Raw genomic sequence first — 13398 nt, 5'->3', positions numbered from 1 at the left:
CGCGCTCCCTCCCATTCCTGCCTGTACAAAAATCCAGTAAAATGCTTGAATAGATCATCTCTCTTACGTTTATGAGCCTTGTTATGTCACAGCTTTTATCTGCTATCCCTCTCAACTCTTTATCTGGAGTCGGCGCAAAAGTCGCAGAGAAACTGGAGAAGGTTGGGCTTAACAACGTACAAGATTTACTGTTTCACCTGCCTTTGCGCTACGAAGATCGAACGCGTATCTATCCAATCGTAAAACTGCATGCTGGTTTATGGGCAGCAGTGCAAGGCAAGGTAATGCACGTCGATACCATTTTCGGTAAACGTAAGATGCTCGCAGTAAAGATCAGTGATGGTAATGGCACTATTACACTGCGTTTTTTCAACTTCACTGCAGGCATGAAGAATAACTTTGCCGAAGGCAAACAAGTGCATGCTTATGGTGAGATCAAGCGCGGCAATATGGGGCTTGAGATTGTCCATCCGGACTACAAATTCTTTGCGCCGAGGCAACAGCCAGACGTTGAAGCCAATCTGACTCCGGTGTACCCAACCACCGAAGGGCTAAGACAAGTCACGCTGCGTAATCTTACCGATCAAGCCTTAGAACTAATCGACAAGGCCGCAGTTAACGAGCTTCTCCCATCAGGTTTATACGACCACCAAATTACCCTCGCACAAGCACTGCATACCATTCACAGGCCGCCCCCGGGCATTGACCTAGAGCTGTTTGATGAAGGCAAGCACCCTGCGCAACTGCGCCTAATTATGGAAGAGTTACTGGCTCAAAACCTGTCTATGTTGTCTGTTCGTAGCAAAGGGCAGCAAGACAAGGCAATGCCTTTTCCTCCAGTAAACACCCTTAAAGATAAGCTACTGGCTCAGCTGCCGTTTTCACCAACCAATGCCCAAGCACGAGTGACCAAAGAGATCGAAGCTGACTTGGAAAAGCCGCATCCTATGATGCGTTTAGTGCAAGGTGATGTGGGCTCTGGTAAAACCTTAGTCGCTGCACTGGCGGCGGTTCGCGCATTGGAACACGGTCAACAAGTAGCACTTATGGCACCCACTGAACTACTCGCAGAACAACACGCGATTAACTTTGCCAACTGGTTTGAGGCAATGGGTATTCAAGTTGGATGGCTAGCAGGTAAGCTCAAAGGCAAAGCTCGTGAAACTGAACTAACACGTATTGCCAGTGGCGAAGCGCAAATGGTGGTCGGTACTCATGCCCTGTTCCAAGAGCATGTCGAGTTCAAAAACCTTGGTTTAGTGATCATTGATGAACAGCACCGATTTGGTGTCCACCAGCGATTAGAGCTACGTGAGAAAGGCGCAAAGCAAGGCTACTACCCCCATCAGTTGGTCATGACCGCTACCCCAATCCCACGAACGTTAGCAATGACGGCCTATGCCGACCTCAAAACTTCGATTATTGATGAACTGCCACCGGGACGAACCCCAATTCAAACCGTGGCAATTCCTGATACCAAGCGCGATGACATTGTTGAACGTGTGAAAAATGCGTGTCTCAATGAAGGCAAACAAGCCTACTGGGTATGTACGCTGATTGATGAATCGGAAGTACTGGAAGCTCAAGCTGCAGCTGATACAGCAGAAGAGCTACAACGCAAACTGCCTGACGTAAAAATTGGTTTAGTCCATGGCCGTATGAAACCCGCCGAGAAACAAGCGGTGATGCGAGAGTTCAAAGAGAACAAGCTGCATCTATTGGTTGCGACAACCGTGATTGAAGTTGGTGTGGATGTTCCGAATTCGAGCTTAATGATCATCGAGAACCCAGAACGTCTTGGCCTAGCGCAACTGCACCAACTGCGTGGCCGTGTCGGCCGAGGTTCGGTCGCAAGTCATTGTGTATTGTTGTATCACTCTCCGCTGTCTAAAACCGCTCAGAAACGCCTAGGTGTGCTACGTGAAAGTAACGATGGCTTTGTGATTGCACAGCGCGACTTAGAAATCCGTGGCCCCGGTGAATTGCTCGGTACCAAACAAACTGGCTTGGCTGATTTCAAGATCGCCGATCTAATTCGTGACCAACGTTTGATACCTGAAGTGCAGCGTATTGCGCGTCATATTCACGATAGCTACCCAGACAATGCTAAGGCGATCATCAACCGTTGGTTGGGTGAACGCGATGTTTACTCTAAGGCGTAGTTAACACTAAGGCATAGTTAACACTGAGACCGTATTCAAACGTAAAAAAGGCTTCCTCAAGGAAGCCTTTTTAGTGTGCGTTACTTTCATCAAGCAAGAGCGAGATTCCCTATTCGCTCGTTCCTCACGATAGGGAATGACGATCAAAGTAAACTTTCATCATCAAAGTCCATGGTTAGCAATTCGTCATCCTCGGAGAGGGAAGAATGACCGAGTCGGGGATCTCTTAACCGTTCCCCGAACCGAACTTATCGTCATCAAACGGACCGATGATAACTAGGGCTTAACCGGGAAACTGATCTGCGCTTTTAAGCCACCTTCACTGCGGTTATTGACCACAACAGCACCTTGATGCTGGCTAACGATACGTTTCACAATTGCTAAGCCCAAGCCCGTTCCTTCGCTACCACGAGCCGTGTCACCACGCGTGAAAGGTTCAAACAGCTTTCCGATCTGGTCTTGTGGAATACCCGGACCGTTATCTTCTACCGTCACCCAAGCAAGCTTGTTATCCGCCGTCATACCAGTTGATACCTTGACCCAACCATTACCGTAACGCAGCGCATTCACCACCAAGTTGCTCACAGCACGCTTCATCGCGATCGGATTACCTAGCGCTGGCTTCATCGATTCTGGAATATCGGTTTCAATCTGAACCTCGTAGCCACCCTCAGAGCTCGATACCTCACGAGCAATATCATCGACAAACACCGCTTGGAATGAATCTCGGTCGACAGGCTTTAGGTAATCCATGAACTGGCTGATGATTTCATTACACTCTTCGGTATCACTGATAATCCCCTCAGCTAAGTAGGCATCCTCTGGTGACATCATCTCAGTCGCTAAGCGAATACGCGTTAACGGAGTACGTAAATCATGGCTGATACCCGCCATCAACAAGGCGCGGTCTTCTTCTAGCTCTTGGATGCCTTTCGACATCTGGTTAAAGGCGCGAGTTACCGAGCGAATCTCTTGTGCACCTTGCACTGGCAGTGGAGGTGGGATATCACCTCGCCCCACTCCTTGCGCGGCTTTCTCTAGCGCAATCAACGGGCGGTTTTGCAATCGGATAAACAGCCAACCACCAGCGACGATCAGCATCGCCATGATCAAACTATTACGAAATAGCGGCGCGAAATCTTCTTCTTGCAGCTCAGATAAAGGAATACGAATCAGAGAGTTGGGCAGCTGATCAATATCCATCCACAGCACATAACTCTCTTTGCCGAGAATCAACCGCACTTCGGTTTCAGAACCCAGCTCTTTGGTCATCTCCTCACTCATCAGGTCGATTGCGACTGCATGGTAGTACTCGCCCGCGGCTTCGCTGTCCTTGGCATGAACGGTTACCCCTAACTGCTCAAGCACACGCTGGCGCAGCGGTGCATCAATTTCGATATCACTGCCTTGGTCCAATACTAAGTTTAACTCGTGTGCCAATATCTTATTAAACTGCTGCAAACTCGGCATCAACGCATAGTTAAACACCGCGTAATAAGAAAAAATTTGGCTAGCGACCAATAGCGTTAAGAAAAGCACTATCGACTGAGTAAAGGAGCTACGTATACGCATGGGGTACCCGAGATGTAGAAAGATAAAGAAAGTGTTATATGACTATAACTCTAAACCATTGTGCTGAATAGAAAACGGGCCATCGCATATTAATGAGATGACCCGTAAGATTCACAGAATCGATAAAGCTACTGTAGAGCTTATTAAGCTGAATTACACAGCTTTGCCATCTGGAACGAATACATAACCCAAGCCCCACACCGTTTGGATGTAGCGAGGTTTGCTTGGATCTTCTTCAACTAGACGACGCAGACGTGAAATCTGAACATCGATAGAACGTTCCATTGCTGAATACTCACGGCCACGAGCCATGTTCATCAGCTTATCGCGAGACATTGGCTCACGAGCATTCGTTACCAAGGACTTAAGAACCGCAAATTCACCCGAAGTAAGCGGCATTGGCTCTTCACCGCGGAACATTTCGCGAGTACCTAAGTTCAAGCGGAACTCACCAAACTCAACCACAGACTCTTCTGTGCTTGGTGCACCCGGTGCTTCAATGACTTGGCGACGCAGTACAGCTTTAATACGAGCAAGCAGTTCACGTGGATTAAATGGTTTTGGCAGGTAATCATCAGCACCCACTTCCAAGCCCACAATGCGATCCACTTCATCACCCTTTGCAGTAAGCATCAGGATTGGTAGCGAGTTGTTTGCGTTTCGTAGACGACGACAGATCGATAGACCATCTTCGCCCGGCAACATTAAATCCAATACCATCAAGTGAAAATTTTCACGGGTTAACAGGCGGTCCATCTGCTCACTGTTTGCCACGCTACGCACTTGAAAGCCCTGCTCTGACAGATAGCGCTCTAACAGTGCACGTAAACGAGCATCGTCATCGACCACTAAAATTTTGTAGTTTTCTTGCATGTAATGGTTCCACCTATTAAAGCTTAAACCTAAGGTTAAGCATTCTTGGTAAATTGTATATTGGTATAAGACATTAAAAATGTAACATTATTGGAGAAAAAGTCGCCTAAATAATTGTTAACGTATGTTGCCTTTCTATATATTCTATCTTAGATCATCATTTCATTAAGTCAGATTTATGAAAACCAAACTTATTACTCGAGAAGGTTATAACAAGCTCAAAGCAGAACATGACCACTTATGGCACGAGAAACGCCCTGAAATTACTAAGATAGTCACTTGGGCGGCAAGCCTTGGAGATCGCTCAGAAAACGCAGATTACACCTTCAATAAGCGTCTACTTCGTCAGATCGATCGCCGAGTGCGTTTTTTAAGAAAGTTCCTACCTGATGTCACGATCGTTGATTACTCGCCACAACAAGAAGGTAAGGTATTTTTCGGTGCTTGGGTCGAAATTGAGAATGATGATGGGGAAATTAAGAAGTTTCGAATTGTCGGCCCAGAAGAGATCTACGGCGATGCTAAAGGCTATATATCTATCGACTCACCAATGGCTAGAGCTCTGCTCAAGAAAGAAGTAGATGACGAGTTTACGGTAAAAACACCAGAAGGCGACAAAGAGTGGTTCATTAACTCAATTTGCTACGCAGACAACGAATAACCAAACCTAATAAACACCTAGCGATGAGCTGAGTGTTCAAGCAAACCCAAACTCCAGATAAAAGAAAACCCCGCAAGGCTTTCGCCTAGCGGGGTTAAGTCTCTATCGCAGCAATCCGGCTACTGTTTATCTCTTCGAGATAAGGTGCTCCCTGCATCTTTCCTTGATAGTGGCTAAATCCTTTAACCAATTTCCTTTTTGTTCATCGCCATCCTAGCGGTGTCCATTCTAGCCTGTCATCCTGACTGGCGAATCTCATCCAGAGATTATCACTTCCTTGCTGACCACTCATCCTAAGTAATCAAATCTTCATCCTGAAGATACCTAGTCCATTAGGCTTTTTCCTGTTCCTGCCAACTCCCTGTCGACAAGTTAAATATTACGGCAAATGGCCGTGTTTCCTAGATAGTCTTAAAAAACATTTCAGGTGAGAAATACGCCCACAAACACACAATCAAATAAAATCAGCAACTTAGTGTAACATCAAGACGATTTCATCGGTCTAAAGCGACTTAGTCTCACATCACTTGTAAGAGATCTCGCACAAAGCGGGTATCAGAAACGGAAATTCGACTTCTGACAGGATAATTACACAGTCATAGCTAGAAAAAGCGTACGCTCACCCCCATGTATTTGTCATGATATTAAATAAGAGATTCATCGGATGAGCCAAGCTATCTGTCGACTGATCGCTGAAGAACTGAATGTCCGTTCTGAGCAAGTCACTGCCGCAGTAAACCTAATTGATGACGGTAACACCGTTCCCTTTATTGCCCGCTACCGTAAAGAAGTTACGGGTGGCTTAGACGATACCCAACTACGTAACCTTGATAGCCGCCTTTCATACCTTCGCGAGCTAGACGATCGTCGCCAAACGATTCTTAAGTCGATTCAAGACCAAGGAAAACTCACGCCAGAACTCGAGCGTGATATCACTCAAGCAGACAGCAAGACTCGCCTAGAAGATTTATACCTACCATACAAACCAAAGCGCCGTACCAAAGGTCAGATCGCGATTGAGGCAGGTTTAGAGCCACTTGCCGATACGTTATGGAATGCACCACAGCACGATCCGGAAACGGAAGCCGCTAACTTCATCAGCAGCGATAAAGGCATTGCCGATACCAAAGCTGCACTCGATGGCGCACGCGCGATCATCATGGAGCGCATTGCGGAAGACGCAAACCTGCTTGAAAAGATTCGCCAACACCTAACACGCAACTCAGAGCTAGTCGCTCGTGTAGTGACAGGTAAAGAGCAAGAAGGCGAGAAGTTCAAAGACTACTTCGAGCACAACGAAACACTCAGCAAAGTGCCGTCTCACCGTGCACTTGCCATGCTGCGTGGCCGCAATGAAGGCTTCCTAACACTGGCGATGAATGCCGATCCTGAGCAAGAAGAAGGCGCTCGTGGTTCTTACTGTGAGAACATTATCTCTGATCACTACGGCATTACTCTGAGCAGTGCTCCTGCGGATGCTTGGCGTAAGCAAGTGATTAGCTGGGCATGGCGCATCAAGGTTTCTATGCACATGGAAACTGAATTGATGGGCGCAATGAAAGAGCGTGCAGAGATCGAAGCGATTGAAGTATTCGCAACCAACCTAAAAGACCTACTCATGGCAGCGCCAGCTGGTCCTCGAGCAACCTTAGGCTTGGACCCAGGTTTACGTACCGGTTCGAAAATCGCTGTCGTGGATTCAACCGGTAAGGTTTTGGCAACAGAAACTATTTACCCTCACCCACCTCAAAAGCAATACGACAAATCGGCACACGTGGTTGAGCAGATGGTTCGTCAATTCAATGTTGATTTGATTGCGATTGGTAACGGTACGGCTTCACGCGAAACCGACAGCTTTGTGGCTGACGTAATTAAACGCGGCAACCTAAAAGCGCAAAAGATCATTGTTAGCGAAGCGGGCGCATCGGTGTATTCCGCGTCTGAACTAGCTGCAAAAGAGTTCCCGAACATGGATGTATCAATTCGTGGTGCGGTGTCTATTGCTCGTCGTCTGCAAGATCCACTGGCAGAGCTAGTGAAGATTGACCCTAAATCGATCGGTGTGGGCCAATACCAACACGATGTGAGCCAAACTATGCTCGCTAAGCGCCTAGATGCGATTGTCGAAGACTGTGTAAACGCGGTTGGTGTTGATGTGAATACCGCTTCGGCTGCGCTACTGACTCGTGTTGCTGGCCTGTCTAGCACCATCGCTCAGAACATCGTGGATTTCCGTGATGAGAATGGTCGCTTCGAAGCACGTACTACGCTAAAGAAAGTCGCTCGCTTAGGGCCAAAAGCCTTTGAACAGTGTGCTGGTTTCCTACGTATTATGGATGGTAAGAACCCGTTAGATGCATCATCGGTTCACCCAGAAGCTTACCCAGTAGTGAAAACCATTGCCGAGAAAAACCACAAAGACATCAAATCTCTGGTAGGTAACACCGACTTCTTACGTGGTTTGCACGCGGTTGATTACACCAATGAAAACTTTGGTGTTCCAACGGTCACCGACATCATCAAGGAGCTGGATAAGCCGGGACGCGACCCTCGCCCTGAGTTCAAGACTGCAACCTTCGCAGATGGCGTAAACAGCGTTTCAGACCTAGAACCAGGCATGATTCTAGAAGGTGTGGTATCGAACGTGGCTAACTTTGGTGCCTTCGTTGATATTGGTGTTCACCAAGATGGCTTAGTTCATATTTCAGCACTCACCGATCGCTTTGTCTCTGACCCACGTGAAGTGGTTAAAGCGGGCGACATCGTGAAAGTGAAGGTGATGGAAGTGGATGTTCAGCGTAAACGTATTGCACTGAGCATGCGTATGAAGGACGAGCCTGGACAAGACAACCGTGCTCAACGTTCAAGTGCACCTCGTACACAAAACCGCTCGAATCAAAACTCGCAAGGTGGCCAACGCCGTCGTGAAGAGCCGCAACAAAACGCTGCAATGGGTGGAGCATTCGCTGCTGCTTTTGCAAAAGCGAAAAAGTAATCCGTTAGCTCATTTGAAAAGCTGATTCGCCTAAAACAAAAAACCTGCATCCCTTAGGGTATGCAGGTTTTTTTATTATGTGTTCAAAAAAGACATCGAAGCTTGGTTGTATTCTTCGTGTTTATACTCAAAATAATTGGAGTTGCAGCTAGGCAACAAGTAAGTTCAGCCCTATGAGCATAGGGGTTCTATGTGATTAGGGTGAACTTACGCAGTTAACAACGCTGCAGCTTCAAGTATGAAGAGTATAATTATAATACGACCAACATCTCTGACGGAGCATGAGGCGCAACAGCATGACCATAATGATACTTTATGACCTTACGTCGTTTCTCCATCTGTCCTTCCTGAATCGCCGCATCTAAAACATGCTTTGGCAGGCGGAAACGCATGGTATAACCTTTGCCTTGATCAGCACTGTATGTTTTCAGTGCCAATAAGCTGAACAGCCGATCAAAAGGGTCTTGTGGCTCTTCTTGGCTAACCGAATTGGCCTCTGACTCGTTCTCCATTTCATAACCTGGATGGTCTGAAGGATCCCAAGCCGACTGCTGCCTTCGTTTATCGTCTGATTTTACCTTACGCTCTGCATTGGTTCTCGCCAATGCTACTGCGGGAGCAACAGGTTCTCGGACTCTATTATCACGCGCAACTTGCTCTGTTTGCACATTAACGGACGGGGCGATTAGTGGCACACTCACTGCAGTTGCAGGTGACACAATCATCGCGAACTCTCCTCAAGAATCGCCCATCAATATTGCCATAACACTGTTGTACCGAGAACGCACAACAGGCATAGCCCAACTTAGCGCAATCAGCTCTGGAGAGAGTTAGGTCTGAGTATCATGCAACACGTTGGTGTTATACCAATCGTAGTAAATAACTGATCATCCTAGCTTGTTAAAATGCTCGATAACGGCGTTAAATTTTTTGATTGTAGAATAACTACTTATCAAAACTACTTGTCAAAAAAAAGCTGCCTTGTTCTCAAGCCTTTTTCCTACGCTATTTTTGAACACTTACTTACTGTGATTGGTATTAGCTTATATATCGACCAAGCCGGATATATATTTAGCAATTATTTTTGTGCGAAGCTGACAAGCTCACTGCAAAAGGCATCCGCTTCGGTCATAAACGGTGCATGCGAAGACTGGGTAAATATGTATTGCTCGGTATGAGGCAAGGCTGTGCCTAAGTCTTTCGCAACCTTGATTGGCACCAATCCATCTAATCGACCATACAAGCGTAGCATTGGTACTGAAATCTCAGGCAGTTGTTCACGCAGATCGACATCCGACAGCATCTTTAATCCTGCCAATAATGAGTCAGGGTTCGGCAACGGGCGAGACAGCACCGCTTGCTTGAGTTGTTTTACATCTTGCCTTGCTGAAGGGCTGCCCATGGCTTGCAATGCCATAAAGCGTTCGATGGTGGTTTGGAAATCTTCAACCAGTTGCTCGGTGAATGCGCTTAATACGTTGGGCTGAATGCCTCGCCATAACACGGGCTCTTTTGCAGCGGCGAATTTGGGAGAACTGGCGACAGTCACCAGCTTGCTCACGTAATCTGAGTGATGGAGAGCCATGTGCGTTGCGACCAAGCCTCCAAGTGACCAACCCACCCAAATCGCTTGCTTTGGTGCTTCGGCCAAAAGCTGCTGAGCAATCTCTTCAAGATCTTGAGCGTGGCAGTGCGCGCTGTGTCCATACCCTGGTAAATCGACAACATGCACTCGAAAATCAGCTTGTAATGCATTAACGGTTTGTTGCCATACCGCACCGTTCATTCCCCAGCCGTGAACCAGTACTAAATCAGGCCCTTGCCCAGAAACATGCCAATATAACGCGTCACTCATTCTCAATATTCCCTACTTTTTCCATCAGCGATAATCCGCGCTTTTCAGTATGGTGAGCAAAAGGAACACCATAACCCAAAAGCATCACGAGCTATGTTATCCGATTGGCTACAAAAACACACACCACGTCTGGTCACACCTCAATGCCACCTGTGCAAACTTGATAAACTGCCCAGAGATACACATCCTCGATGGTGCAATTCTTGTCTCAAACTCTTTGAGCCAGTACCACGCTGCCAACGATGTGGTTTAAAAACACTGCTCACAGTAGAGCAGTGCGGACAGTGCTTATCTCAACCTCCACCTTGGCATCGCCTCTACTGTGTCGGCGATTACACCTTCCCTACAGCAGGTTACATTCAGCAAATGAAGTACGCTGATAAGTTTTGGTTTGCACGTGATCTATCTAAGCTATTGGCATCACGTATCGAATATCCTGCTCCGCTGATCACCAGCGTGCCGCTGCATTGGCGTCGATATACTCATCGCGGCTTTAATCAAAGTAAGCTGCTAGCCGACTACACGGCTCAAGAGCTTGGCGTTGAAAGTGATGTGCTCTTTCGTCGAATTCGCTCAACGGCTTCCCAGCAGGGGCTGACTAAATCCGCACGATTACACAATCTAAAGAGCGCTTTTGCGCTGCGAAAACAAGACGTTCAAGGAACTATCCCCTCTCACGTCGCGATAATTGATGATGTTGTAACCACCGGCAGTACTGTGTATCAATTATGCCAATTACTACTTGAAGTGGACGTTAAAAGGATTGATATTTACTGCATCTGCCGCACTCCTGAGCCCTCTGGATAAAAGCTGTGAATCACTACTTGTACAGCAATCCAACAAAAAAGGGCTGAATTACAAATCTGACAGGAGTAGAATGGCGCTAATAACCTACAAATCTACTCAGGTATTCGTCGTGTCAAATATTACTATTACAGAAACAGCTCAAACTCATTTTGCCAATCTGCTGTCACAGCAGCCTGAAGGTACAAACATTCGTGTGTTCGTGGTAAACCCGGGTACACAAAACGCAGAGTGTGGTGTTTCTTACTGCCCAACAGATGCTATCGAAGCCTCTGACACAGAGCTTAAATTCGAAGCTTTCTCTGCATACGTAGATGAGCTAAGCCTACCGTTCCTAGATGAAGCTGAAATTGACTTCGTTACTGACAAAATGGGCTCTCAGCTAACGCTTAAAGCACCAAACGCTAAGATGCGTAAAGTCGCAGACGATGCACCACTTCTAGAACGTGTTGAATACGCAATTCAAACACAAGTTAACCCACAACTTGCTGGTCACGGCGGTCACGTTAGCTTGGTAGAAATCACTGAAGACGGCGCAGCTATTGTAGCATTCGGTGGTGGTTGTAACGGTTGTTCTATGGTTGATGTAACGCTAAAAGAAGGCATCGAGAAAGAACTTCTTCAACAGTTTGAAGGTGAACTGACTGCTGTTCGTGATGCAACTGAGCACGATCGTGGTGAGCACTCTTACTACTAATCACTGATTTAGTGTTAGTTGTTATTTGAAAGGTTGATGCGCAAGCATCAACCTTTTTTGTTATGTGGATAAGCAAGTTAGGACTATCGCGTTCTCTCTATACTCTTTTGCTATACAACCATATTTTCACCTCGTTACCATCTTGAGTAAGGTATTCAAGTGATCGTAATCGATTCCTGCTTCAATAATTTTCGGATATGAAAACTCGGATCTAGGAACTCAAGGTCATTTCCCCTATATTAGAATGACTTTATAAGAAAGAATTCCAATGAGCTAAGGAGCGAGCGCAATGACGAAAAGGACCAAGCCAGAGATTTTGGCTAAACAAACTGTCGCTCAATCAAGACTATTCTCTATCGAGTCTCTCGACTTACGCTTTTCAAACGGCGAAGAGCGCACTTACGAACGCATGAAGCCCAGCGGGCGCAACGCAGTGATGATGGTTCCTATTACTGAGCAAGGCGATATTCTATTAGTACGTGAATATGCAGCGGGAACTGAACGCTACGAACTTGGCTTTCCAAAAGGGCTGATTGATCCAGGTGAGCAGCCAAACGAAGCCGCCGTTCGCGAACTCAAAGAAGAGATAGGCTTCGGTGCCAACAAGCTTACTCCGCTGAAGGAAGTGATCCTTGCACCCTCTTACTTCTCTAGCAAAATGACGCTGTTTATTGCAGAAGACCTCTACCCAGAAAAGCTAGAAGGTGATGAGCCAGAGCCTCTCGATATTGTGCGCTGGCCACTTGCTCAAGCCGAAGAACTGTTAACACATCTCGATTTCTGTGAGGCTCGGAGTATTACAGCCCTGCTTTTAAGCCTTCGTGTATTAAACAATAACTAGAACATTCAGGCTCGCTCTAAGAGTAAGAGAACATTTATGCCAATAACAAAAGATTTGTCTCACCTCCTACCCTCTGTCATTGAGATTGCTCGCTCTGCTGGTCAACTCATCTTAGAGATCTACGAGAAAAAGGATTACGAAGAGTTCATTAAGAGTGATGACACTCCAGTAACCAGTGCCGATCTTGCAGCACATAAGCTGATATTAAAAAAACTCAGTGAATTGACGCCTGATATTCCCGTATTATCCGAAGAAGACGCCGACATCAGCCTAGAGCAACGCTCTCAATGGGATCGCTACTGGTTAGTTGACCCACTGGACGGCACCCAGGAGTTCATCGCACGAAGTGGTGATTTCGCGACAATTATCGCCCTAATCGAGCATAACAAGCCAGTGATGGGCGTGGTATACGCACCCGTTTCAGGTGTGAGCTATTACGCTTACAGTGGCAAAGGCGCTTGGAAGATCCCAGACCTTAATGACAGCGTGAAAATCAAAACGCATCGTCACGAGCTGCCAAACCAGTCAATCGCCATGGCGATCAGCCGTCGCCAGGACATCAATCGCGTCACTAGCCGTATGAGCTCAGCATGGAATTATGATTTGGTTCCTCTAGGCTCAGCAGCGCTTAAGGCATGTTTAGTCGCAGAAGGGGTTGTGGATTGTTATCTGCGCCTTGGACCAACCGGAGAATGGGATACAGCCGCAACGCAGTGCATTGTTGAAGAAGCTGGCGGACGTATCTTAAGTACTCAGCTAGAGCCGCTTTCGTACAATGAAAGAGAAACGCTAGAAAACCCGAACTTCATTGTACTCGGTGATGCAGATTTACCGTGGGTAGAAATTTTGCAAGGCAAAGACTAGGCGAGTTTGCTCCCTTTAACGTAAGCGTCTTTAAATCGACACATTCAATCATCGAAACGAACGTCGTAACCTTT

At 46.8% G+C, this 13398-nt stretch carries 11 protein-coding genes; 7 read left to right on the top strand and 4 right to left on the bottom strand.

Going from position 1 to position 13398, the window contains the following annotated elements; translation table 11 throughout:
* Positions 1-83 precede the first annotated feature (83 nt).
* On the top strand, positions 84-2162 hold the full coding sequence (gene recG, locus ACED46_RS17105) for an ATP-dependent DNA helicase RecG (RefSeq protein ID WP_371721988.1): 2079 nt from the start codon (positions 84-86) through the stop codon (positions 2160-2162).
* A 276-nt stretch (positions 2163-2438) separates the two neighbouring features.
* Here recG and envZ read toward each other — a convergent pair whose 3' ends face one another.
* Positions 2439-3734: a two-component system sensor histidine kinase EnvZ gene (envZ, locus tag ACED46_RS17100; protein ID WP_065584552.1), complete on the bottom strand. Its 1296-nt coding sequence runs from the start codon at positions 3732-3734 to the stop codon at positions 2439-2441.
* Between the two features lie 153 nt (positions 3735-3887).
* Complete coding sequence (ompR, locus tag ACED46_RS17095) at positions 3888-4607, bottom strand: two-component system response regulator OmpR (protein ID WP_008218409.1); 720 nt, start codon at positions 4605-4607, stop codon at positions 3888-3890.
* A 178-nt stretch (positions 4608-4785) separates the two neighbouring features.
* Between ompR and greB the strand changes: the two genes are divergently transcribed.
* Complete coding sequence (greB, locus tag ACED46_RS17090; protein WP_017063080.1) at positions 4786-5268, top strand: transcription elongation factor GreB; 483 nt, start codon at positions 4786-4788, stop codon at positions 5266-5268.
* 664 nt (positions 5269-5932) lie between these two features.
* Positions 5933-8263, top strand: a complete 2331-nt coding sequence (locus ACED46_RS17085; protein WP_371721987.1) for a Tex family protein — start codon at positions 5933-5935, stop codon at positions 8261-8263.
* 251 nt (positions 8264-8514) lie between these two features.
* On the opposite strand, the gene ACED46_RS17080 is transcribed toward ACED46_RS17085, so the two are convergent.
* On the bottom strand, positions 8515-8988 hold the full coding sequence (locus ACED46_RS17080; RefSeq protein WP_017063078.1) for a hypothetical protein: 474 nt from the start codon (positions 8986-8988) through the stop codon (positions 8515-8517).
* A gap of 353 nt (positions 8989-9341) precedes the next feature.
* On the bottom strand, positions 9342-10118 hold the full coding sequence (gene bioH, locus ACED46_RS17075; RefSeq protein ID WP_017063077.1) for a pimeloyl-ACP methyl ester esterase BioH: 777 nt from the start codon (positions 10116-10118) through the stop codon (positions 9342-9344).
* A gap of 93 nt (positions 10119-10211) precedes the next feature.
* Here bioH and ACED46_RS17070 point away from each other — a divergent pair, with 93 nt between their 5' ends.
* From ACED46_RS17070 to cysQ, 4 genes are all read left to right on the top strand, one after another.
* Positions 10212-10925, top strand: coding sequence for a ComF family protein (locus ACED46_RS17070; RefSeq protein WP_371721986.1), 714 nt, complete (start codon positions 10212-10214; stop codon positions 10923-10925).
* Positions 10926-11034: 109 nt separating this feature from the next.
* Positions 11035-11619, top strand: a complete 585-nt coding sequence (gene nfuA / locus ACED46_RS17065; protein WP_004741449.1) for a Fe-S biogenesis protein NfuA — start codon at positions 11035-11037, stop codon at positions 11617-11619.
* A gap of 289 nt (positions 11620-11908) precedes the next feature.
* The gene (gene nudE, locus ACED46_RS17060) at positions 11909-12460 is read left to right on the top strand and encodes an ADP compounds hydrolase NudE (RefSeq protein WP_017062476.1); all 552 of its coding nucleotides are present in this window, start codon (positions 11909-11911) and stop codon (positions 12458-12460) included.
* Positions 12461-12496: 36 nt separating this feature from the next.
* A complete protein-coding gene (gene cysQ / locus ACED46_RS17055; protein ID WP_371721985.1) occupies positions 12497-13324 on the top strand; it encodes a 3'(2'),5'-bisphosphate nucleotidase CysQ in 828 nt (275 codons plus the stop codon).
* Positions 13325-13398: the final 74 nt, after the last annotated feature.

Origin of the sequence: Vibrio sp. 1S139, assembly GCF_041439475.1 — a bacterium.
In the GTDB taxonomy this organism is placed as follows: domain Bacteria; phylum Pseudomonadota; class Gammaproteobacteria; order Enterobacterales; family Vibrionaceae; genus Vibrio; species Vibrio crassostreae_C.
The sequence above is the reverse complement of the archived record's forward strand: the minus strand, read 5'-3'. Positions and strand labels throughout refer to the sequence as shown.

Excerpts from the sequence above, each read along its gene's own strand:
- ACED46_RS17070 (WP_371721986.1), top strand. The coding sequence starts at position 10,212 with ATGTTATCCGATTGGCTACAAAAACACACACCACGTCTGGTCACACCT.
- ACED46_RS17085 (WP_371721987.1), top strand. The coding sequence starts at position 5,933 with ATGAGCCAAGCTATCTGTCGACTGATCGCTGAAGAACTGAATGTCCGT.
- cysQ (WP_371721985.1), top strand. The coding sequence starts at position 12,497 with ATGCCAATAACAAAAGATTTGTCTCACCTCCTACCCTCTGTCATTGAG.
- bioH (WP_017063077.1), bottom strand. The coding sequence starts at position 10,118 with ATGAGTGACGCGTTATATTGGCATGTTTCTGGGCAAGGGCCTGATTTA.
- recG (WP_371721988.1), top strand. The coding sequence starts at position 84 with ATGTCACAGCTTTTATCTGCTATCCCTCTCAACTCTTTATCTGGAGTC.
- envZ (WP_065584552.1), bottom strand. The coding sequence starts at position 3,734 with ATGCGTATACGTAGCTCCTTTACTCAGTCGATAGTGCTTTTCTTAACG.
- nudE (WP_017062476.1), top strand. The coding sequence starts at position 11,909 with ATGACGAAAAGGACCAAGCCAGAGATTTTGGCTAAACAAACTGTCGCT.
- greB (WP_017063080.1), top strand. The coding sequence starts at position 4,786 with ATGAAAACCAAACTTATTACTCGAGAAGGTTATAACAAGCTCAAAGCA.
- ompR (WP_008218409.1), bottom strand. The coding sequence starts at position 4,607 with ATGCAAGAAAACTACAAAATTTTAGTGGTCGATGACGATGCTCGTTTA.
- ACED46_RS17080 (WP_017063078.1), bottom strand. The coding sequence starts at position 8,988 with ATGATTGTGTCACCTGCAACTGCAGTGAGTGTGCCACTAATCGCCCCG.